Raw genomic sequence first — 21,406 nt, forward strand, 5'->3', positions numbered from 1 at the left:
GGGCCGACGAACGGCCCCGGGGCACCCCACTCTCCCCCGAGGGGGTTACGCGGGCGGGAAGGGGATCCCGGACAGCGTCGGGATGAGGGCCTCCTCCTCGAAGTCCAGGTGGGCCTCCAGCTCCTCGGTCAGCCGGTCGAGCTCCGCCATGAACCGCACCGGGTCGGCGGTGCGCACGTCAGCGAGCAGTCCCTCCAGCTCACCCCGGACACGGTCGACCACACGGTGCTCCTCCACCAGGCGCTCGACCGGCTCCCTCAGGTGCGGGAACCCCTCAGCGAGGCCGGGGAACATCCTGTCCTCGCTGGTGTGGTGGAAGTGCAGGGACTCGCAGAAGGCCAGGCAGTGCTGGCGGATCTGGAGGTTGAGCCCGACCGGAGGCGCGGTCGACGCGGCGTCGCGCCCGGCCAGGTAGCGCTCGGCCTCCGCGCGCACGTTGGCGAGCTGGCCACGCAACCACGCGTGGATCTGGAACAGCTTGTCCGCGAGGTTGCCCACCTCACCCGGGCCGAACTCCGGAGAGGGCTGGAGCTCCACCACCGGGATCCGGCGTTCCACCTGGTCCTGGTAGTCGCCGTACCCCGGGTGGCGGCGGACGATCTCCTGGAAGGTCCGGTCGCGCTCGTCGTCGGCCAGCGGGACCGCGATGGACTCGCGGGTGTCCTCTCCCGGCAGCTCCACGGTCACCATGGGGTGCGCGAGCAGGTTGCGGTACCAGTCGGGGTCCTTCGGGGATCCCCCGGCCGAACCCACCACGTAGACGCGGTCGTCGATCCGTACGAAGCCGAGCGGGTTGGTGTACTCGCGGCCCGAGCGTGCTCCGGTGGTCGTGAGCAGCAGCAGGTCCCCGCCCTCGAACCGGCCGCCCACACGGCCGCCGTTGGCGCGGAACTCCGCGACCACCGGTTCGTTCCAGGGGCTCACCAAGGGCGCGGGGCGCTGGTGTGGTCCGACCGGCGGCTGGTCCGGGCCGCCGGTGTTCTCATCGGTCGTCTTCTTGTTGTCGGTCTCCGTCAAGGGACGGTCCTCTCACTGTTGGTCGTGGAGGCGGACGTCCCCGAGGGCGCGGGTGTCGCGCTCGGTTCCGGGGTGCGGGTCGGGGGGCAGGGCACCGGGCAGCCGTCAGGCCGGAAGGGCTCGGGGAGTCCGCCGAGAAGTGGTGCCGGGGCACCGGGCTGGCGGGTGTACGGCCGAAGCGGGGCCAGGGGTGGCGGGTCGGACTCCACAGGGCCCGGTCTCTCACCGGGGCCGAGGGGCACGGTCTCGACGGCCGCGTCACACCGGCGCCGCGAACGGCTCAGCCGCTCAGATTCGGTACGCGAAGTGTGTGCTCACGATTGGCTCCCCGAAAAGGTCATGGCGCCTCCATGCACTCCGGCCGACCCACTGCTCTTTGGCCGGGAACACGCGACGCCCCACCATCATAGGCGCTCGTTCGGGTGGGGACGGACCCACCCGAAGTATCGGGAAGGCCCCATTGGAACGGGATCCGCGACTCCGTAGTTTCGTTGACGGGCCCCAAACTGGCCCCTGTCCCCCGTGTCCGCCCCCCACGAAGGAACCGTCATGAGCAAGCCCCGCCGTCCTCCCTCGACCGGCGTCCCACCCGTGCTCGGGCCCGGGCGCTCCCTCGCCCCAGACCTCGCGCGCGGCTTCATGCTGTTGTTCATCGCGCTGGTCAACGCCCAGTTCTTCCTCACCCACTCCGAGACCGTTCGTACCCTCACCGACCAGGTGTTGTTGCTCGTCCAGAGCACGCTGGTGACCGGGCGGGCGATCCCGATGTTCTCCCTGCTCTTCGGTTACGGCACCGTGTGGATCATGCGCCGGGTCCTCGACGCGGGCGGCGGGTGGGTGCACGCCCGCGTGGTGTTGCGCCGTCGCGGACTGTGGATGCTGGTGATCGGGCTCGCACACGGGGTCCTGCTGCTGCCGGTGGACATCGTCGGGGCGTACGGGCTCGGTCTGCTGTTGTTCGTGGGCTTCCTGCGCGCGCGTGACGCGGTGCTGCTGTGGACCGCGGGCGCCGTCGCCCTCGCGTCCGCCTCACTGAACACCGTGCTCAGTCTGGGCAACGCGTTCAACACCGCCCCCGGGGACACCGAACCGGCGCCCACGGCGCCCTCACTCGTGGAGCCGGGCTTCCTCGCCGCCAGCGCCGAACGGTTCGCGGAGTGGACCCTGTACACACCGGTGACCCTGTTGCTGGTGGTGACGTCGCCGTTGTTGGTGGGGATGTGGGCCGGTCGCCGGGGCATCCTGGAACACCCTCGGGAACACCTTCCCCTGTTGGTGCGCACCGCCGTCGTGGGCCTGGGCGTTGCCGTCGTCGCCGGGCTGCCGGACGCCCTGGTCACCGCCGAGTTCCTGCCGGAGCCCGAGCCCGCGGTGCTGGTCTCCCTGTGGATGGTGCACGACGTCGCGGGCTGGGTGGGCGGGCCCGGATGGGCCGCGCTGATCACTCTGGTCGCCCTGTGGCTGACCGAGCGGGCCGCACGCGGGGGTGGCGACGGCTCTCCGGGGCCGGTCGCCACCGCGATCGCCGCCGTGGGAGAGCGTTCGCTGAGCTGCTACCTGGCGCAGGCGGTGGTGTTCACCGTGGTGTTCGCCCCCTACGGTCTGGGGCTGGGCGCGACCGCGAGCGCCTCCGTCACCGTTCTGGTGGCCGTCCTCACCTGGGGGCTGACCGTGGCCCTCGCCGAGGCCTCGCGCCGCCGCGGCCTACGCGGACCGGCCGAGGTGGTGTTGCGTCGGCTCACCTACGCCCGCACCCGTCTGCCGGGTTCCTCGCGGGAACCGCGCTGAGGCGCGGTCGGGACCCGGGAGGTCAGGCGCCGCCCTGTTCCGGGGACCCGTCCACCGGGCACAGGGACATGTCGCTCTCTCCGGGGACGGTGCTCGGCAGGGCGAAGTAGCCCGAACCGAGTCGGCTTCCGTCCCGCCACTCCTCCGTTCCGTCCACGTCGTAGCAGTGCCCGCTGAGGTCGTGGACCAGAGCGCCCGCGTACTCGGAGGGACGGTAGGCGACCCCCGCCCGTTCCGGGGCTCCCGGCACCAGCACGGTGACCTCGGCGGACGGGTGCTGCGGGCTCAGTTCCGTGAGCGTGGCCATGGGTTGTCCCAACTCGCTGCCGCTCCCGCCCCTGACAACCTCCTTGTCGATCCCCCCGTTCAGTTCGGGGTCGAGGGGCGTCACCGCCAGGAAGTCCTCCTCGTACACACGGTGGCTGCCGACGGTGGGGTGGTAGGTGAGTTCCGCCGTGAACTCGACCCCCTCGCCGGTGTCCCGCGCCCCGGTCATGCACACGCTCATCACCGGGAAGGCCTCCAGGTTGGGCGTGACCAACCCGAAGTCCATCGTGTCGTGGTCCAGCGGGGAGACGAACGGCCAGACGTCGGGGCTGGTGTTCGGCTCTCCCTCGGGGCCCGGGACGAGGAGCGGGGCGTACGCGTCCGGGGAGACGGTGTCGGTGCTGAAGGGGCGCCAGGGGGCGTGTTCACTCTGGGCTGCCCTCCGCTCATCGTCGTCACAGGGCAGCGCGGAGGGGGCGGCAGCGTCTCCGGCCTCCTCCTCGTCCTCGGCCCCGGCCGGTTCCTCGGCCACGTCCTCCGAGACGACGGTGTCGGCGGGCGACTCGCCCAGCGCGTCGAGGAGCAGGTACCCGCCCCCGAGCACCGCGACCATCCCGGCGGCTCCCACGGCGAGCCAGAGGCCGACCCTGCCCCGGGAGCCGGTGCCGTCGTCCTCGTCGAGGTCAATCCCGGCGCTCTCCACTCCCGACAGGTCGTGGCTTCCGGTTCGCGAGGGTCCGAACAGGTAGTCAGCTCCGCCCCGACCCGCCGTGCCGGAGCTGCGAGCTCCGGGCACGGCACCGTGCCCGTCAGCGGCAGGTGCGGGGAGGGAGTGCCCGTACGCCTCCGCCGCCGCCTCGGGGCCCCACGCCTCGTCGTCGGGACCCGACCCGGCACCCGTGTTCCCGGGGGTCGTGTCGCCTCCGAGGGGGGCGGAGCCGGCTGGGGGCTCCCCCGGCTCGGCGCCGCCTTCGACCGACGCGACCGCCCCGGGCGCCGCTCCCGTGTCACCGGGCTCCGGCGGGCGCTGGTTCAGGGCGTGTGCGGCCTGGGCCCAGCGTTCCGGGTCGTGCCAGCCCAGGTCCGGGATCGGCCAGTGTCGCGCGGTGAGCGCGCGGAGCTGGTCCGGCCAGGTGTCGGCGGTCGACTGTTCGTCGATGCCGAGCATGAGCAGGCACTCCAGGTAGGCGTCCTCGGCGGAGGGGCGCAGTTCCGGGTCCGGGGAGAAGGCGCGCAGCAGCAGCGACCGCAGGTCCTCCGGGAGCGCCCTGAGGTCGACTCTCGCCTCGCGGGTGCGGCGGGCCATCTCCCACAGGATCTGCCCCGGTACCCGCCCAGGTGTGTGCCCGGCCGGGGAGGCCCCGAACGGCGGCTCACCGGTGGCGGCGAACACGACGAGGCAGGCCCACCCGTGCACGTCGGAGCGCTGTGTGGCGGGTGAACCGTCGTAGCGCTCGGGGGCCAGCCAGCCCAGACTCGTCCCGCTCTGCACCGACGCCGTGTCGTCGATCCGGCGGGCGATCCCGAAGTCGAGCACGCGGGGACCGCGCGCCGACGACACCACGCTCTCCGGGCGCACGTCGCCGTGCACGGCACCCGCGCCGTGGGTGGTGGCGAGCGCCTCGGCCATCCCCGCGGCCAGCGCCAACAGGGCGTCTCCACCAACGGGACCGTGCATCCGCACGTGCTCACGCAGATCGGGACCGGGGAGGTACCCCATCGCGGACCACGGCCGACCCTCGTGTGTCCCGAGTTCCCGAACGCCCACCGCGCACACGCCGTCGTTCCGGGCGACGGTCGAGGTCTCAGCACCGGTGGCACCCACGGCGGCCCACTCGGGACCGGCGATCCGGAGGGCGGTCGGTTCTCGCTCGGGGGAGACCGCGGCGAACAGGGTGCTCACACCGTCGGCACCCAGTCGTCCGATGATTCGGTAGCGGCCCACCTGGAGCGGGTCACCGTCGGTCAGGGGGGTGACGTTCGGCGGCAGAGCGGGGAGGGAGAAGTCCATTGGGGGCAGCTTTCCACACATCAGGGACGGTTGTGGTGGGCTGTGCCGGGATAGCACATTCGATCCCGTTGTTCTGCGAATCTACCTAATTCGTGAGGGAGCCGACACAGCGATCCCCCCTTTTTCCGTGCACACGGGACTCATTCGCGGCGCGTGTCCGCCCCGGCGCGATCGTGCGCCCGCGCCCGGGCGTGCGGGCCGGTTAGCCCTGTTCACCAAGGATCGCGGCGGTCCCCGTGACACCGCCCCGACGCCCGAGGGGACCGCCGCGAAGGGCACCGCCGGTGGACACGGTGGGTGAGGACGTTATGGGAAGGAGAGGAAATCGGTGTAAACCATCGTCAACCACACCCCACCGGGCGCCGGGAGAGGCCTCGTCCTGACGACGGACCGAGAGCGTGGGGCCCCGCCGAACCGGACACCCCCGGCGCGCGGACGCGCCTCCGACCAGAGCACCGACCCAGAGGCACTCTCGGGGACGGGCCGCCCTGACCGTGTCCGGCCAATCACCAGCCCCCGAACCCCGCCCGCGCTCCTGGCCCACACCACACCCGCGACCCCGAACGCACAGCGGTCCGCACCCGGCTGGCCACGGACGTTGGTCGCATATCAACCTTTACGGGGCACGCGTTCGGGAAAGGCCGATAAACCTCGATCCAACCACGGACCAAACACCAGTTCAAAATCACCATAAATCGCCCTGAACTTCCACTGATAGCTTTTCGACGGCCCCGATTTCCCCCACAGAGAAGACCATGGCTGACGACACCGGGAACACCGCGAGGCACCGCACCGACCCCTCCCCCGCCTCCGGTGACGGGTTCCCGGCCTCGGCCGCTCTCCCGGAGGACGCGACCGTGAACGAGCCACCACGGAAGCCCCGTCCGCCCTTCCTCCGGCTGGTCGGCGCGATCGCGGGAAAGGCCCTCCCCCTCTACCTCTCCATGGTCGCCACGGTGTTCGGGACCGTCGTCACGGCGGTGGTACTGGGGCACACCGGCACCGCGGTCCTGGCCGCCTACTCCCTGACCATCGCCCTGTACAACCCCGCCTCGATGGTGGTCCAGGGTGCGTTGCGCGGTTCGATGCCGTTCGTCGCGCGGAACTCCGAGGACCCCGCCGCCCTCGCCCCCGTCCTGCGCGACTCCCTCTGGCTGGCCCTGTGCGTGGGCCTGGTCGGCGGCGCCGTGGTCGCCGCGGTGCCGATGGTCGCCCGGTTGATCGGGGTGCCCGCCGCGACGGTGGCGGCCTTCGGTCCCTTCCCCTACCTGATGGCGCTCGCCCTCCTCGTCAACGCCTTCCAGTCGTGCACCACCGTCCTGCTCATCGGCCTGGGCCGGTCGAAGCGGGCGATGGCCGTGGGCCTGGTCGGAACGGCGTCGTCAGTGGTGCTGATCCCCACGCTGGTCCTGGTGCTGGGTCTGGACATCACCGGCGCCGGTCTCGCGATGCTCCTGACCGCCCTGACGACCACCGCGGTGGCCCACGTCCTGCTGCGGCGCGGCACCGCGCCGACCTCCCGGCCGCCCGGATCGAGGGCACCGGACTGGGCCGGGGTCTGGCACATCGCCCGGGTCGGGCTCCCCATGGGGTCGACGATGCTGATCAAGTTCGGCGTGCTGGGCCTGCTCGCGATGGCGGTGGCGCGGGTCGGTGCCACCGAGGCCGCCGCCCACCAGGTGATGGTGACCCTGGTGACCTTCGCCTTCCTCCCCGCTACCGCGGCCGGACAGGCGGCGGTCCCCTTCATGGCCCGTGCCGCACGAACGGCCGAGGACCCAGAGGAGGACGCCTCGGGGAACGGGTTGGGGGAGGTCCGCAGGGCACTGGTCGCGGGACTGGCGCTGGCCCTGCCCGTGATCACGCTGAGCATGCTGCTGCTCTGGGTCGCGGCGGGCCCGATCATCGGGGTCCTCACCCCCGACCCGGCGGTCTCCGCACTGGTCACCGTGCTGGTACCGGTGGTCTTCGTGGTCGTCCTCGCGGACGGCGTGCAGGCCCTGCCCGGAATGGGGCTGCTCGCCCTCAGGCGCACCACCCCGACCCTGTACACGTTCGCGGTGTGTTTCGGGCTGCTGGCCCTGGCCGCCTTCCCCGTGGCCTCGGCGGGTGGACTGGCCTCGCTGTGGTGGGTCTACGCCCTGGCCAACCTCGGACTCGTCGTCGGGCAGTGCGGTGGCTTCCTCCGGATGACCCGAATCCGAGCCTGACCGACACCCCGCCCGTTCCGCGGAGCGCCGGGCTCCGCCCGGAGTATTCGGGGCCGACGGTTCCGGAACGGTCCACTTCATGCGGGACTCGCATAGAACTCATGATTTCGCCCCCGAGGGAAGCCCCCCTCTTCACCTGACCCGCCCCCTGCGGCACTTCCACCACCCACGACCTCGACGGCGGCTCCAGGTCGGACCGGCGAGACCACGCATTTCCCATGCGGAACGACGCTCCATTCTCGGAAACCGTCCATTCGCATTCACTCGGAAAACCCCCGGGAGAAAGCACGGGGACACCTTGCGGAAACCCGACCTGAGCGCGCCCTCCGCGCCATCCAACCAGGGACCCCGCCGAACCCCCGGAAGTCCCTTACCCGGCACCTTCTCTCCCCGGAGGCACGATGTTGGCATTCGTACCGATTCGTCCTCGCCCCCCAGGGAAGGCGCCACCCCGCCGATCGAGTCCGCCGCCACTCACCGGTGACGAACCCTCGCCTTGATGTCATGTGATGACCGGATCCCTCCGAGAGACCAGCCGCCCCTCGACCGCCCCCAGGCCCACCACGAGGGGAAACCGGACAGTCGCCCCATCGAATGGGACAACAGTCGATGTCTCACTTCGGGTCGAAGAATGCCCCGGAGTCCCCAAGGGCCGCCAGGGCCTCCGCTGCGGCCGCACCGACCCCGAGGCACTCCCAGGGGCCCGCCGTGGCGCCACGACACCGACAGGGCCCGCACGGACACCCTCAGGATCAGCCACCCCCGAAACCATTGCCCCGAGGGTGTCCGGTTTCCGCCAAGCGATGACTTTAGACACCAAACCACCTACAAAAGACGGTGCGAGGCTCCGGTCCGGACCAATCCGGACGCCGCCAATGGCCACCCCGAGTGCGCCACTCGACCACATCGGAGAATCAGTTCGAGGAATTGCCGTAGAACGGCTGCGAAGCGCCCTCCTCCTCAGGCATACTCGGACCGTCGGTCGCCCGGTCGGCGCAGGCTTAGAGCCCGAAGCCAGCGCGTGTCCAGGCGCCCGCGCCATGCACTCGACGTTCCGTGCGCCCGTTCGTTCCCGGGGCCCGCCGGTTGGTTCACGTTCACCACAGAACGAGGCTCCCGGACCTGGACAGAATGGTTTCGCGAAGCGATAGAGTGCACCTGCGGGATCTCGCTTTCTCTCGTTCGTCACACGGGAGGGGCGCGGGTTCAATGGGGAGTGACTTCGTGGAAGTTGCGATCTAGGGGGAACTTCCGCCAAGAGCACTCCCACCCGTCGGGGTGGCATGGGATTCGGGGGAATTCACGTTCACCGAGCACGTGAATGTTCCATTCGCCACCAAGGGGCCCCACCCCTCTGCTGACTGCCGGGCGGCAAGGCCACCGGGAGGCAAAGGGGAACAGAGGGTTCGCGGGCCCCGACCATGAGGAAAAAAAGGGGGGCACTCTCCGATTCCCGGCGTCTGGGGGAGACACGGGAGCGGAGGCCAACCTCAGGCGCGGCCCCGGATCGCGTCGGTTCACACCGAGCCGACCGCGACCGGGGCCGCGGCCCGTCGCACCCGCCCCGGGGGGCGCCCATCCCACGAACGCGGCCCGGTGTCGAGCCCTCACCCGGATCACGCATACGGCCCCGGTTCCGAACGGCCGTCGCCGTTGCGCGCACGGGAGAGTCCCGCCAGAAACCCGTCGCGGGCGGGAACTCAGTGTGATCGGGCTTCGTTGCGCCTGCGTGAGTGAAGATATGACGTGTTCGCGCCGCCGGGTCACCCAAGGCCGTGTTTTTTGGATCATTCCGCGCTCGCGTCCGCCAGGCTGCCTCTCGCTGCGCCGATGGAGCTCGGACAGCCAAACCCGGGCTGACCTTCACTCATCGTCTTGCGAGAGATTGCCTGGACGGCCGCTCGCATCGATGGCGGCTCCGCCGCCACCGGCGAAAGCATCCAAAAAACACGGCCTAGTGCGGGCCCCGGCAGCTCAGCACCGTCTCCAGCAACCCGGGGAACCGCCCGTCGAGTTCCTGGTCCCGCAGCGAGACGAAGCAGCGCGTGCCCTCGGTCCGGTTCTGGATCACGCCGGCGTTGCGCAGGATCTTCAGGTGGTGGCTCAGGGTCGACTGCGCGATCGGCAGTTCGATGTCCTTCCAGGCCCGCTCACCCTCGAACTCCGCGAGCATGCACACGATCCGCATCCGGGTGGGTTCGGCCAGCGCGGACAGCACCGTGACCAGATCCACTTCGGACAGGGCCGGATGCTCGTGCCCCTTCGACGTCCCCTTGGGAACCAAGACCCCACCTCCGCTTCCTCTGTCATACGGCCGTTCCGCACGCTCGCCCGAGGGCCCCACCGTCCCACCCGACCCCGCCCGGTGGCCGAGCCGGTCCGCGAACAGGATTTGGCGTGCGTTCAGCGGCGAGTGTACCGTCACTGTTCGATGTTCGTCGATCATCGAATGATCCAGGCCAGTGGGGGTAACTGAGATGACGGAAAAGACCGGGTCCGCGAAGACCGGGGTACCGGGGACGGGGCCCGCCCTGTCCGTCCTGGACCACGCCAGCATCGTCGAGGGCTCGACCCCCGGCGAGGCCCTCCGAGACGCCCGTGAACTCGCCCAGAACCTGGAGCGCTGGGGCTACACCCGTTTCTGGCTGTCCGAGCACCACAACATGCGGGCCATCGCCAGCGCCGCCACCTCGGTCTCGCTGGGCTTCATCGCGGAGGGAACCTCCACCATCCGGGTGGGCTCGGGCGGCGTGATGCTCCCGAACCACTCCCCGCTGGTGATCGCGGAGCAGTTCGGCACCCTGGAGTCCCTCTACCCGGGACGCATCGACCTGGGTCTGGGGCGCGCCCCGGGAACGGACCCGCGCACCATGCGCGCGATGCGCCGTGACCACTCCGCCTCCTCGACCTTCCCGCAGGACGTCCAGGAGCTCCGGTCCCTCTTCGAGCCCGCGAGCCCCGGGCAGCCGGTGCGCGCCGTCCCCGGTGAGGGCCTGCGGGTGCCCCTCTGGATCCTCGGGTCCAGCCTGTTCGGCGCCCAGCTCGCCGCGCACCTGGGGCTGCCGTACGCCTTCGCCTCGCACTTCGCGCCGAGCGCGCTGCACGACGCGCTCGCCGCCTACCGGGAGGACTTCACCCCCTCGGAACAGGCCTCGAAGCCCTACGCCATGGCCGGGATCAACGTGGTCGTCGCGGACACGGACGAGGAGGCGAAGGACCTGTTCACCTCGCAACAGCAGGCCTTCCTGGGCATCATGCGCAACGCGCGCGGACTGCTCCAGCCCCCGGTCCGGAGCTCGGCCATGGACACGATGTGGCGTCCCGGCGAGAAGGAGCAGACGAGCGCGATGCTCCGCTACTCCTTCGTGGGCTCCCAGGAGACCGTGCGGAGCAGGATCGACCAGTTCGTCGCCGACACCGGCGCGGACGAACTGATGATCTCCTCGATGATCTACGACAAGACCGCCCGCTTCCGCTCCTACGAGCTGCTGGCCGACGCGTTCGGCCTGGCGGCGCCCAACGGGGGCTGAGGTCGGCACGGAACCCTGACCGGGGGTACTGGTCAAGGGTGCGGGACCGGATCAGGCAGGGTCCGGAACCGTTTCCTCCGGTGACAGGGGTGGGGCGGGGTCGTCAGGGACCCCGCCCCGCATCACGTCCGGGACCCCGGCCGCCCTTGACCAGGGCCGCGAACGGGTCCGGCTAGCCCTTCTCGGCGCGCACCCGGCCGTCCCGTTCACGGGCGGCCGCGCGGTCCAGCTCCCTGCGCGCGGGGCCGCTCGACGGGATGCGCCGCCACCACCACTGCTCGTCGGTCCGGTCCCGCGCCTCGGGTTCGGCCAGGGCCAGCAGCCCGGCGCCGTCCTCCTCAGTGAGGGAGCGGAAGCGCGCGTCGATGTCGGCCAGGGCGGAGTCCACGCTGGCGGTGCGCTCCGAACCCAGAGTGGCGACCCCCCGGTCCACGAAGTCGCGCAGCACGAGCGCGGTGACCAGGTCGTGGACACCGCAGGCGGAGGGGTCCGCGTCCAGAAGGGGCAGGTCCTCCCGCAGTCTTCGCACGTGCGTGTGCCAGGCGCCGAGCAGGCCCAGCAGACCGAACTCGTGGCCTGTGGGGATGCGGACCGGGAACTGTTCGAGCCGGTCCAGCTCCTCGGGGGCGAAGTAGCGGCGAAACCACTCCCCCGCCTCTGGTTCCGCTGGTTCCGGAGTCATGGAACTCCTTCTGGGTGAGCTGGGTCGGTTCGGAGGCCGTCGCCGGGGATCAGCCGGGCGGGAACGGGCCGGGGGCACGGGGATCGGGCTCAGGGGACGATCGCGGCGTGGTGTGGGGGCTTCGCTCGGAGCGGATCCCCCGCTTCGAGCACCGGGGATCGCCCCTCGGCCCCCCGAGCCGGGCACACCGTCGTGGCACCCCACACACCTCACTTCCCCCTGCATTCTCTTACGCCGAGCACCCGTACCGGCGGTTCACCCCTTTCCTGGGAAGCGGATGCGGACCGGCCGCCGGGGGTGTAGGGGGTGCGGTCCGGAGTCAGTCCCCTCCGCCACCGCCGCCTCCGTCACCGCCACCGGAGTCACCTCCGGAGCCGCCCCCCGAACCTCCGTCGAAGAGGCCGCCGCCGGAGGAACCACCGTGGGAACCGGAGGCACCCTGGGAACCGGAGCCGTCCGAGCTGATGGAGTGGCCGCCCACCGAGCAGAGGTCAGCGAACTCGCACAGGCTGCCCCAGTCGAGCTCGAACCCCTCCCGGGGCTCCGGGGTCTGCTCCCCCACCCTCCCCGAGGGTTCTCCGACCAGCCGCGCCGAACCGGAGTCCGTCACGACCCGCACCGCGTCGTCCCCGGAACCGTCCCGGCCGCGCCCGCGCTGTCCGCCCTCGCGGCCCATCCTGGCGAGCCCGATCACCGCGGTGTAGCCGAGCGCCACCTCGCGCACCATCGGACGCCTCTCGATCCGGCCGACGGAGTAGGTCTGTTCCGCTTCCACGAGCAGTTCCCGACCGGCGGGGGTCCTGGTGGTGACGTTCCGCCCTCCCCTCCCCAGGTACAGCCCGGAGGAGAGACCGTTCAACACTGAGAGGACCCCGCCGACCACGACCAGCGCCACCGTCCACCCGTTCTGTTCGTAGGCGGTCACCAGCACCAGCCCGGCGATCAGCAGCCCCGTACTCACGAAGGAGAGCCGCTGCGCGACCCACCCGGCGTCGTGGAAGTCAGCGAGCGACCTGGTGAGCTCACCGGAGTGGGCGATCAGACGCCGGTCCGCGAGCCTTTCCCGCACGCGGTCGATGCCCCGGCTGAAGGTGGCGGTCCGGATCATCCCCCGCGCGGTCAGGCCGGTGCGGTCCTTGAACGCCTTGACGATGTCCCGGCGGACCTGGTCCTTCTCCGTGACATAGGCGTTGGAGGGCCCCACCAGGGTGAAGAACCCGCCCCTGGTCTGACGCCGGACGCGGCCCGAGAGGAAGAGGTCCATGAGCACGACCTCACCCACGCGGGTGGCGCCGCCCACGAGGTAGGCGAGTTCGGTGGGGGTGAGCTCCTCAGGCCTCGGACGACGCGTCGGGACGGGGACGGACGCGATCGCGGCGCCGATCGAGCGGTTCGCGTTGAAGACCTTGACGAGGGGAAACACACCGATGGCCAGGCCGAGCAGGGCCCCCAGGAGGGGGATGAGCACCGTGGCGTCCAAGATTCGGGCCTTTCTGAAAGGCCGACCGATGGAGTCGGCCGGGAGGATCAGCTGGAGCGGGGAGTGCGGCGGTGGAGGGTCTCTGGGGTAAGGGGGTGGATCCGGGGGCAGCGCGTACGAGAACTGGACAATTCAACACCATGACGCGGACACGGCCCCTGGCCTGGGCCTTCGCCCCCGCGCTGGGCGTTCGGCCGCAGGAACACACGACGCGATCCGCTGTCAAGTGGCAGCAGGCAGGCGCAGGGTGGAATCCGATGCCCCCAGTGATGGGGGAGAACCCGTGGGAATCACCCCTCACCTGTGAATACCTCTACAGAAAGGGTGTGGGCAGAGCTCAGCGGCCGAAACGCACCGGGAAACGATCTGGCCACATCCGGCCAGACTCTGGGGTAGGACACCGCGAGATGTCCGATAGTGGAGGGGCACAGGATCAGGGCACCGCCATGCGCGCAGCCGGATCCGCCAGACCCCGTGAGGAGGTGATCGCGATGACCACGTTCGAGGCGGCCGCCCACGAGCGGGCCGTCCACACCACCCCTCCCCTGCCCCCCGAACCAGGCGAACGTCCCAGCAGCATCGAAGTCGCAGCCCCTGTTCCCCAAGGAGTCACCCCGTGAACCTCACGCACCAGGTCTGGGTCAAGCTCAGCTCCCTCGCCCTGCCCAGGGCCGGGCGGAGCAGCGACCGAGGCGCTGGCTTCGTCGAGTACGGGGCGATCCTGGTGTTCGTCGCACTCGTGGCCGTGGTGATCATGAACGCCGGAATCGGGACCCGTATCGCCCAGGGCATCAGCAGCACCATTGACGGCATCTTCGCTGGCCCCCCGTAGTCCAGTCGGAGAAGGAACCGCCAGGGAACTACCGCACAGGTCGCTCCACGCCCCAGGAAGCCAGAGGAACGGGAAGAACGTGGCCCCCAGAAGTAGACCTTCCCCGTTGAAGGAGAGAAGCCACCGGTGGGTCGGCTTGGCCGCGACTCTGGTTCTCCTCTTCACCGCAGGGTGCGTCGTGGGGGCGGAGGAGTCGCCGGAGGCCCCCGGAGAAGGGGCCACCGGGGAACCCGGGCAGTCGGCTCCGGAGGAGGCCGGGGAAGAGGAAGCGATCATCGCCAGTTCGCAGTTCACCTCTTCAGACATCGGTTCGGACCTACAGATCGACATCATCGCGCTGGAGCGGTTGAGCAACGATCTCCTTCGTCTCCGGATGAGCATCACCAACAACTCCTCCGAAAGCTTCGATCTGGGGTACAAGCTCGCCGAGGAACTCGATGCGCAGACCGCCAGCAAGATCAGCCTCATTGACGACGTCAATCAACAGCGGTACCTGAGTTACGACCAGAGCGACGGAAGCTGCTTCTGTGACTCACTGAACGGCCCCCTCGGCAGTGGTACGACAGAGACTCTCTGGGTGATCTTCCCCGGCGACCAGGGATCCTTGGAGCAGATGACCGTCACGACTCCGCTGACTTCACCGTTCTTCGACATCCCCATCAGCGATGTCTCCGAGTCAGTCGAGCAGAGCAACCTCGGGGAGGCACGGATCCTCGACCTCACGCTGATCTCCGACAGCCTTGAAGAGGACCAGACCGGACGGACCGAGAGCGGCGACGAAGTCAGCATCATTCTCTCCTCCGACGTCCTCTTCGGCACCGGTAGCTCCGACCTCAGCGACGAGGCCCAGGACATCCTGAAGCAGGTGGCCCAGGAGATCGACGACGCGAGCTCCGCTGTCGTGTCCGTCGACGGCCACGCGGACGACACCGGCAGCGACGGCGTGAACCGGCCCCTCTCCAAGGAACGCGCCGAAAGCGTTGAGTCCGCACTGAACGACCTCATCACCCGAGAGGGAGTCACGTTCGAAGTCGAGGGTCACGGATCCGCCGATCCCATAGCCGACAACTCCACCGAAGAGGGTCGCGAACGTAACCGCCGAGTCAGCGTCACCTTCGAGAAGTAGGGGCAGCGATGAACCTGAGACTCCGATGGACCTGGGCCGTCCCGCTCGTACTGGTCCTCCCCTTCGGGGCGGCTTCGAGCGTTCTCGCGGCACCAGCCCCGCAGACCGAGAACCTCGACTCTCTGGGCACAGCGGAATCCAATGACTCGATCAGCTCGGGGCTCACAGCGGAAGCCCACTCCGCGGAACGGAACGGGTCGGGGAATCTGCTTTCAGTGGCCTGGAGCGTGGAAAACCAGGGAGACGCGCAGGCCATTTTCGATTGGCCGCACGGAACCACGTACATGTACCACAACGCGAACTCGTACTCGGGGGTCACCGTCTCCTCCTCCGACGAGGGGCAGAGATACCACCCGGTCATGGACAGCGAGGGCGACTGTCTCTGTTCGGGAAACATCAACGTGGACTCCAAGAGCACCATTGATCCAGGTGAGAAGGTCGCCTACTGGTCCATGTACTCGGTGCCCACCGACGTGGATGAGATCGACCTGGAGATCCCGGGATTCGACGCCATCGAGAACATCCCCGTCTCCTGATCCTCGCGATCCACCGTCCCGTTCCCAGGGCGGGAACGGACTTCGCGTCGGGTCCCGGGGACTCCCCTATCCTGGGAACTGCCCCCACGTTCGCTCCTGGACTCTTCTGGAGGCGGAGTTGACCACCCCCCACCGTCCCGAGCTCGGGGACACGCGCCGCCCCTCCTCCAGCCGACCCCCCAACCGTTCGGACGGGCGCGACCGCCCTCCTCGGATGTCCGTGCGGCGGCCGGGGCTCCCACGCTGGGCGAGGCCCGCTCCGGGGGGGCAGCGGGACCGGGGCGCGGCCTTCGTGGAGATGGGGGCGACGGTCATCCTCGCCGGGCTGATCATCACCACCGTCTACGCCTCCGGGGTGAGCTCCACCTTCAACGAGGGCGTTCGGCAGATGGTGTGCCTGGTGAACGGTCCCGGCTGCGGTGACCAGACCTGGGTGGACGAGGACCGACCCGAGGAGCCCGAACAGTTCGAGTGGGGGTCGGGCAACTCCAACACCAGCGACAACAAGAACCTCGGTATGCAGGCGGCGGCGGCTGAGCCGTACAACTGGACCGAGCAGGAGTGGACCTGCCTGGACAGCCTCTGGGGTGCGATGTCCAACTGGGACCAGGGGTTGGTCGACCCGACGACGGGTGCGCGCGGGATCGTCGGCTTCAACGCCGCGCAGCACGGATCGCTGCCCCCGGGGTTCGACGACAGCGCGTCCGCCCAGATCAGCTGGGGTCTGGGGCACATCCAGGAAGCGCACGGCTCCCCCTGTACGGCCTGGCGGTACTGGCAGAGCACCGGGACGTACTAGGCGAACGCCCGTCCGCGAACCAGGCGCGGCTTCCTGGACTCTCTCACCCTGTGCGACCTGGCGTTTCCCCGCTGTGGCCGGATTCGGCCACGGGAAGTCCGCCAGAACCCACGATTTTCGCGGTCCGATCCGGCAGAGTGTCCTTGTCAACCAACGTCGCGTTGCTCTCCGCGAGACGTCGTCGGTGGGTCAACCACCGAGCGTTGTTCGGTTGAAACAAGCGTGTAGCGCTGGAAGCAGCGAGTCCCCATCGTGCCCGGTGACCGATGGGGCCACAGACCAGGAGACGGTACCGAAGCGGGGGGCGGGCCCCGCTCGGACGGGTCGGATTCCGCAGTCGGGGGTGGTGCTCGGACCTGGAGGGTCTCCGAGCACCCGCCCGAGGATTTCCCAGGAACCCGGCTCGCGCCGTCTCCCACCACCGCTCCCCCGCCCAACGGCTCCCCTTGCCGCGGGGCGGGGGAGCGGATCTCTCCCACCACGGTCGCGTGAATCCGCCGCAAAACACCAACAGGTGGCGGCAAACCTTTGGACAGCTCGGGACAGATGCGGACCTTTAGGGCCATATCGCCCATAGCCTGATCCCTCAATCCCCACTGAGTCCCTGGCCGGGGGCCCGGCTCGGTGCGGGGGACGGGGGCCGGGGCCGCCTCGCACGCACACCGCGTGGACGGCCCCGGGGACATGGGGGCTCGATGAGGATCGCCTATCTGATCAACGACGTGTACGGCATCGGTGGCACCGTGCGCACGGTCGCCAACCAGGCGGCGGCCCTGTCCGCCCGGCACGAGGTGGAGATCGTCTCGGTGTTCCGGCACCGCGCCGAACCCGTCCTCCCCGTCCCCGCCCAGGTCAGCCTCCGTCCGCTGGTCGACATCCGCCAGCAGGACGAGCGTTCGACCGGTGTGGACGGACGCCCGCTGTACGAGGGGTCGGAACGGGCCGGGCTCCCCCCGCTGCTCTTCCCCGTGGAGGACGGTCGTGGGGACACCCACAGCCGCCTCACCGACGACCGGCTGGAGGAGTACCTGGCCACCACCGACGCCGACGTGGTCGTGGGCACACGGCCCGGGCTCAACGTGGTGATCGCTCGGGCGGCGCCCGGCAGGATCATCAAGATCGGTCAGGAGCACCTCACCTACGAGCAGCACTCCGAGGAGCTGCGCCGGGTGATGGCGGCCGAGTACCCCAACCTCGACGCCTTCGTCACCGTGACGGAGGCGGACGCGCGCACCTACGCGGCGCGGATGCCGCTGCCGGGGGTGCGGCTGCTCTCCATCCCCAACTCGGTGCCCGCGCCGCCCTTCACCGTGAACGGGCACGACACGCGCACGATCGTCTCCGCGGGCAGGCTGGCCCCCAGCAAGCGGCACGACCTGCTCGTGCAGGCGTTCTCGATGATCAGCGAGGAGTTCCCGGACTGGACGCTGAGGATCTACGGACGGGGCAGCCGACGCGGGGCGCTCGGCAGGCTGGTGGGTTCCCTGGGTCTCCAGGACCAGGTGTGGCTGATGGGGCCGCACCCGAGGGTCGAGGAGGCGTGGGCGCAGGGGGCGTTCGCAGCGGTGACCTCCAGCGAGGAGCCCTTCGGGATGACCATCGTGGAGGCCATGCGGTCCGGCCTGCCGGTGGTGAGCACCGACTGCCCCCACGGGCCCGCGTCGATCATCCGGGACCGGGAGGACGGGCTGCTGGTACCGAACAAGTCCGCCTCGGGGATCGCTGAGGGCCTGGCGCGGCTCATGGGTGACGACGCGCTTCGGCGACGCATGTCGGCGGCGGCCCTCACCGGCTCCGAGCGCTTCGACCCGGTCAACGTGGTGCGCCTGCACGAGGAGCTGTTCTTCGACCTCGTCGGGGTCGGGATGCCGCCCTCGCCGGTGTCGGCCCTGCCCGCGCCGCGTCCGGAGCCGACCGCCTCCTGTCGGGTGGAGGCCGGTCCCGACGGGGTGACGGTGCTGTCGTTCGGTCCGCCCGAGGGAGCCGCGGGGGCCGTGGTGGGACGCCTTCCCGAGCGGGTGGTGCTGACCAAGCCGGGCAGGAGGGTCGAGGTGCTCCCCGAGTCCGACGGCCGGTTCCTGGTGGACGCCTCCCGCACGGGTATGGAGGGACCGGGCGGCGGTCGGCAGAAGGGGCTGGTCACCGGGGTGTGGCAGGTGTTCCGGGTGGACGCCGGCCTGGAGGCCCCGGTGCGGGACGTGGAGATCCACCAGCACGGCTTCCCGTTGTCGCCCGCGCGGACCCCGGGGCTCTCGCTCGTCATCCCCTCGCGGTCCTCGAAGGGACGCCTGGTGCTGCACGTGCGGCGCTCGGAACACCACGCGGAGATCTCCCACGTGGAGGTCGCGGACGGGCTGATCACGGTGCAGGGACGGGTGCTCGGCCGACACCGCCCGGACGCGCGCGCCCGACTGGTGGTGCGTCTGCGGACCTCACCCCAGACCCGTAGGGAGTTCCCCTCGGCGGTCGCGGCCGGAGGCGAGTTCACCTCCGTGATCGACCCCGAGCTGGTGGTGCGCGGGCGGGAGGGCGACTCCGAGAAGTGGGAGATGCGGGTGATCCTGTCGGACGGCACCGAGTACACGGTGGGGCGGCACCTGTCCGGGGTGGTCGGGTACAAGAAGATCATCCAGTACGCGCCCCAGAAGGTGCGGCCCGAGCGGGGCCTCGGCACCAGGGTGCGCCCGTACTACACGGTGAACGACCGGTTGGGGCTTCTGACCGCTCCGCTCGCCCCGTCGCTCCCGGTGGACCGGGTCCGGGCGCGGCCGATGGGCCGCCGCGGCGACCTGTTGTACTTCGAGGTGGTGCTGGGGACCCCGCTGCCCGAGGACACGAGCTTCGCGCTGGAGGTCGTACGGGGCACCGGGGCGGGGCAGCGGTACCCGCTGGAGGCGATGCCCGCCCACCCCGGCCGCCAGGAGGGACGGCTGGTGGGGACCCTGCCGTTGCTCGACCACGACGACCACCGGGGATCGGTGCTGCGTACCTCGTGGCAGCTCAGGTTGAAGGCGGGACCGGCCGGGGCCCTGGCCAAGGTGGGGGCGAAGGCCGTGCCGGACCAGACGGCCCGGAGGTGGAGCCACGGCGCCTACGTGCGCTCCGCGACGGTCTCCGCGACGGGTTCGGGAGACCTCCAGGTCACCGTGGCCGACGTCCACCTGGTGGCGGCCATCAACCGCCGCATCCACTGACACCCGAGCGGAGGCGCCGAGGTCGGGGCAGGTCAGCCACCCCGGCCTCGACAATCGTGGACACACCGCTACAGTTCCCCTCATGAGCGGTCACACCACGACCTGGCGGTGGGGCACCCTGGTGGTGCCCCTCGTCGCCGTCGTCGTGCTGTGCTTCCTGTGCGCGCTCTGCTATCCCGGCGCTGGTGCCCCGGGCGAGGGCGGTGCCCGCGTGGCCGCGGAGTGGTCCGCGGCCTCCGACTCCGCCGAGGACCCCGGTTCCCCGCACGCCTGTCCCACGCCGGACGAGCGCGGGCTGTTGACCGCGCAGCCGATGCTCGCCCTCGGGGCGGCCCTGGTCCTGTGTCTGCCCGTGCCGCCGCGGGTCGGACCCTCTCCGCGCCGCACGCGCGGGGACCCCGCCGGCCCCCACGGCCACCGCCTGCTCACCCTCCTCTGCGTCCAGCGGGTCTAGGAGCACCGAGGAGCCCCGCACCCACTCGCGGGGCTCACACGCGTGCCCTCGTTCGCTTCGGACCCTTGGAACCCTCACATGAGCAAGAACCTGGTCATCACCCTCTGCCTCCTCGTCGTCGCCGCCCTCGGGATCGGCCTGCTCGTCTACCTGGACCGGGACGACGAGGCCGCGACGGCCCGGGGCGCCGCCAGACCGACCGCACCCGGGGCCACCCCCGAGGAACAGCCCGCCGCTCCCGCCGACGTGCTCGTGCGGGAGAACAGCCGCCACCTCGACCAGGTGGAGGGCGCCGAGGTCACGGTGGTGGAGTTCCTCGACTTCGAGTGCGAGGCCTGCCGCGCCCAGTACCCCGTGATGGAGCGGATCCGCGAGGACTACGACGGCCGGATCAACGTCGTGATCCGCTACTTCCCGCTCCCCGGCCACCTCAACTCCGGCCCGTCCGCCGCCGCTGTGGAGGCCGCCGCGCAGCAGGACTCCCTGGACGAGATGTACCAGCGGATGTTCGAGACCCAGGGCGAGTGGGGCGAGTCCCGGGAGGATCAGAGCGAGGTGTTCGTGGGCTTCGCGGAGGACCTCGGCCTGGACATGGACGAGTTCGTGGAGGCCATGGAGTCCAAGGAGACCGAGGAGCGGGTCCAGGCGGACTTCGACGACGGTCTCCTGCTGGGCGTGCAGGGCACCCCGACCATCTTCGTCAACGGCCGTCCCGCGCCGAGCATGCCGAGTCACGAGGTCCTGTCCGCCATGATCGACTCGGAGCTGGAGTGATGGCCGCCCCCGCACGCCACGAAACCGCCGACACCCGGAACCCGTTCCCCGGCGCGGACGTGCCGATCGTCAGCCGGGCCCTGCCGTGGCTGCTGGTGGTGGGCGGGTTGGTCGGCCTGGTCGCGGCCGCAGCCCTCCTTGTGGAGAGGATCCGGGTCCTGGCCGACCCCGACCACGTACCCGCGTGCAGCTTCAATCCGGTGCTGTCCTGCGGGACGGTGATGGTGACCCCGCAGGCCGAGGTGTTCGGGGTGCCCAACCCGCTCATCGGGGTGGCCTGCTTCGCCGCCGTCACGGCCGTGGGCGCGGCCCTGCTCGCCCGGACCGGTCCGGGCACCGGGGCGGACCCCGGGTTCCGGCGCTGGTTCTGGCTGGGTCTCCAGGCGGGATGCCTGTTCGGTGTGGTGTTTGTGCACTGGTTGATCTTCCAGAGCCTGTACCGGATCGGGGCGCTGTGCCCGTACTGCATGGTGGTGTGGGCGGCGACGATCCCGATCTTCTGGTACGTCACGCTGCACAACCTCCGCGCCGGTCACCTCCGGGTACCGGTGGCGCTGCGGCGGCCGGTCGGTGTGCTGGCCCGCAACCACACGGTGGTGCTCACCGTCTGGGGAGTGGTGATCGCGGGCGCGGTCGCTGAGGCCTTCTGGAGCTACTGGACGACCCTGTTGTAGGCCGCCGCGGGCGGGTGGCCGGTTCCTGGCCG

Annotated in this window: 16 protein-coding genes; 11 read left to right on the top strand and 5 right to left on the bottom strand. The window is 70.4% G+C overall.

Going from position 1 to position 21,406, the window contains the following annotated elements; translation table 11 throughout:
- Positions 1–45 precede the first annotated feature (45 nt).
- On the bottom strand, positions 46–1,017 hold the full coding sequence (locus tag AC0VYM_RS22250) for a nitroreductase/quinone reductase family protein (RefSeq protein ID WP_475455213.1): 972 nt from the start codon (positions 1,015–1,017) through the stop codon (positions 46–48).
- A gap of 549 nt (positions 1,018–1,566) precedes the next feature.
- Here AC0VYM_RS22250 and AC0VYM_RS22255 point away from each other — a divergent pair.
- Complete coding sequence (locus tag AC0VYM_RS22255; RefSeq protein WP_475455215.1) at positions 1,567–2,805, top strand: DUF418 domain-containing protein; 1,239 nt, start codon at positions 1,567–1,569, stop codon at positions 2,803–2,805.
- Positions 2,806–2,827: 22 nt separating this feature from the next.
- On the opposite strand, the gene AC0VYM_RS22260 is transcribed toward AC0VYM_RS22255, so the two are convergent.
- On the bottom strand, positions 2,828–5,083 hold the full coding sequence (locus tag AC0VYM_RS22260) for a serine/threonine protein kinase (RefSeq protein WP_475455216.1): 2,256 nt from the start codon (positions 5,081–5,083) through the stop codon (positions 2,828–2,830).
- Between the two features lie 755 nt (positions 5,084–5,838).
- Here AC0VYM_RS22260 and AC0VYM_RS22265 point away from each other — a divergent pair.
- Positions 5,839–7,293, top strand: coding sequence for an MATE family efflux transporter (locus AC0VYM_RS22265; RefSeq protein WP_475455218.1), 1,455 nt, complete (start codon positions 5,839–5,841; stop codon positions 7,291–7,293).
- 1,954 nt (positions 7,294–9,247) lie between these two features.
- Here AC0VYM_RS22265 and AC0VYM_RS22270 read toward each other — a convergent pair.
- Positions 9,248–9,526: an ArsR/SmtB family transcription factor gene (locus AC0VYM_RS22270; protein WP_475463166.1), complete on the bottom strand. Its 279-nt coding sequence runs from the start codon at positions 9,524–9,526 to the stop codon at positions 9,248–9,250.
- 244 nt (positions 9,527–9,770) lie between these two features.
- On the opposite strand from AC0VYM_RS22270, the gene AC0VYM_RS22275 reads away from it, so the two are divergent.
- The gene (locus tag AC0VYM_RS22275) at positions 9,771–10,823 is read left to right on the top strand and encodes an LLM class flavin-dependent oxidoreductase (RefSeq protein WP_475455220.1); all 1,053 of its coding nucleotides are present in this window, start codon (positions 9,771–9,773) and stop codon (positions 10,821–10,823) included.
- Positions 10,824–10,995: 172 nt separating this feature from the next.
- On the opposite strand, the gene AC0VYM_RS22280 is transcribed toward AC0VYM_RS22275, so the two are convergent.
- Positions 10,996–11,505 carry a hypothetical protein gene (locus tag AC0VYM_RS22280; protein ID WP_475455222.1) on the bottom strand — a complete coding sequence of 170 codons (510 nt, stop codon included), beginning with the start codon at positions 11,503–11,505 and terminating at the stop codon, positions 10,996–10,998.
- Positions 11,506–11,824: 319 nt separating this feature from the next.
- Complete coding sequence (locus tag AC0VYM_RS22285) at positions 11,825–12,985, bottom strand: TIGR04222 domain-containing membrane protein (RefSeq protein WP_475455224.1); 1,161 nt, start codon at positions 12,983–12,985, stop codon at positions 11,825–11,827.
- Between the two features lie 616 nt (positions 12,986–13,601).
- Between AC0VYM_RS22285 and AC0VYM_RS22290 the strand changes: the two genes are divergently transcribed.
- The 8 genes from AC0VYM_RS22290 (at position 13,602) to AC0VYM_RS22325 (ending at position 21,374) form a co-directional block, all read left to right on the top strand.
- Complete coding sequence (locus AC0VYM_RS22290; protein WP_475455226.1) at positions 13,602–13,817, top strand: hypothetical protein; 216 nt, start codon at positions 13,602–13,604, stop codon at positions 13,815–13,817.
- Positions 13,818–13,923: 106 nt separating this feature from the next.
- Positions 13,924–14,943, top strand: coding sequence for an OmpA family protein (locus AC0VYM_RS22295; RefSeq protein WP_475455228.1), 1,020 nt, complete (start codon positions 13,924–13,926; stop codon positions 14,941–14,943).
- A gap of 284 nt (positions 14,944–15,227) precedes the next feature.
- Complete coding sequence (locus AC0VYM_RS22300; protein WP_475455230.1) at positions 15,228–15,479, top strand: hypothetical protein; 252 nt, start codon at positions 15,228–15,230, stop codon at positions 15,477–15,479.
- Positions 15,480–15,597: 118 nt separating this feature from the next.
- Entirely contained in the window at positions 15,598–16,278 is a 681-nt protein-coding gene (locus AC0VYM_RS22305) for an aggregation-promoting factor C-terminal-like domain-containing protein (protein ID WP_475455232.1), read from the top strand.
- A 695-nt stretch (positions 16,279–16,973) separates the two neighbouring features.
- The gene (locus AC0VYM_RS22310; protein WP_475455234.1) at positions 16,974–19,472 is read left to right on the top strand and encodes a glycosyltransferase family 4 protein; all 2,499 of its coding nucleotides are present in this window, start codon (positions 16,974–16,976) and stop codon (positions 19,470–19,472) included.
- A gap of 82 nt (positions 19,473–19,554) precedes the next feature.
- A complete protein-coding gene (locus tag AC0VYM_RS22315; protein WP_475455236.1) occupies positions 19,555–19,926 on the top strand; it encodes a hypothetical protein in 372 nt (123 codons plus the stop codon).
- Positions 19,927–20,004: 78 nt separating this feature from the next.
- Positions 20,005–20,700: a DsbA family protein gene (locus AC0VYM_RS22320; RefSeq protein ID WP_475455238.1), complete on the top strand. Its 696-nt coding sequence runs from the start codon at positions 20,005–20,007 to the stop codon at positions 20,698–20,700.
- Positions 20,700–21,374: a vitamin K epoxide reductase family protein gene (locus AC0VYM_RS22325; RefSeq protein WP_475455240.1), complete on the top strand. Its 675-nt coding sequence runs from the start codon at positions 20,700–20,702 to the stop codon at positions 21,372–21,374. Before AC0VYM_RS22320 ends, AC0VYM_RS22325 begins: the two co-directional genes overlap by 1 nt.
- Positions 21,375–21,406: the final 32 nt, after the last annotated feature.

The organism is Nocardiopsis sp. iso_237 (assembly GCF_056173345.1).

What these genes read in the sequence shown, in the direction of transcription:
- AC0VYM_RS22310 (WP_475455234.1), top strand. Translation starts at nt 16,974, where the DNA reads ATGAGGATCGCCTATCTGATCAACGACGTGTACGGCATCGGTGGCACC.
- AC0VYM_RS22265 (WP_475455218.1), top strand. Translation starts at nt 5,839, where the DNA reads ATGGCTGACGACACCGGGAACACCGCGAGGCACCGCACCGACCCCTCC.
- AC0VYM_RS22320 (WP_475455238.1), top strand. Translation starts at nt 20,005, where the DNA reads ATGAGCAAGAACCTGGTCATCACCCTCTGCCTCCTCGTCGTCGCCGCC.
- AC0VYM_RS22315 (WP_475455236.1), top strand. Translation starts at nt 19,555, where the DNA reads ATGAGCGGTCACACCACGACCTGGCGGTGGGGCACCCTGGTGGTGCCC.
- AC0VYM_RS22325 (WP_475455240.1), top strand. Translation starts at nt 20,700, where the DNA reads ATGGCCGCCCCCGCACGCCACGAAACCGCCGACACCCGGAACCCGTTC.
- AC0VYM_RS22300 (WP_475455230.1), top strand. Translation starts at nt 15,228, where the DNA reads ATGTACCACAACGCGAACTCGTACTCGGGGGTCACCGTCTCCTCCTCC.
- AC0VYM_RS22260 (WP_475455216.1), bottom strand. Translation starts at nt 5,083, where the DNA reads ATGGACTTCTCCCTCCCCGCTCTGCCGCCGAACGTCACCCCCCTGACC.
- AC0VYM_RS22255 (WP_475455215.1), top strand. Translation starts at nt 1,567, where the DNA reads ATGAGCAAGCCCCGCCGTCCTCCCTCGACCGGCGTCCCACCCGTGCTC.
- AC0VYM_RS22280 (WP_475455222.1), bottom strand. Translation starts at nt 11,505, where the DNA reads ATGACTCCGGAACCAGCGGAACCAGAGGCGGGGGAGTGGTTTCGCCGC.
- AC0VYM_RS22275 (WP_475455220.1), top strand. Translation starts at nt 9,771, where the DNA reads ATGACGGAAAAGACCGGGTCCGCGAAGACCGGGGTACCGGGGACGGGG.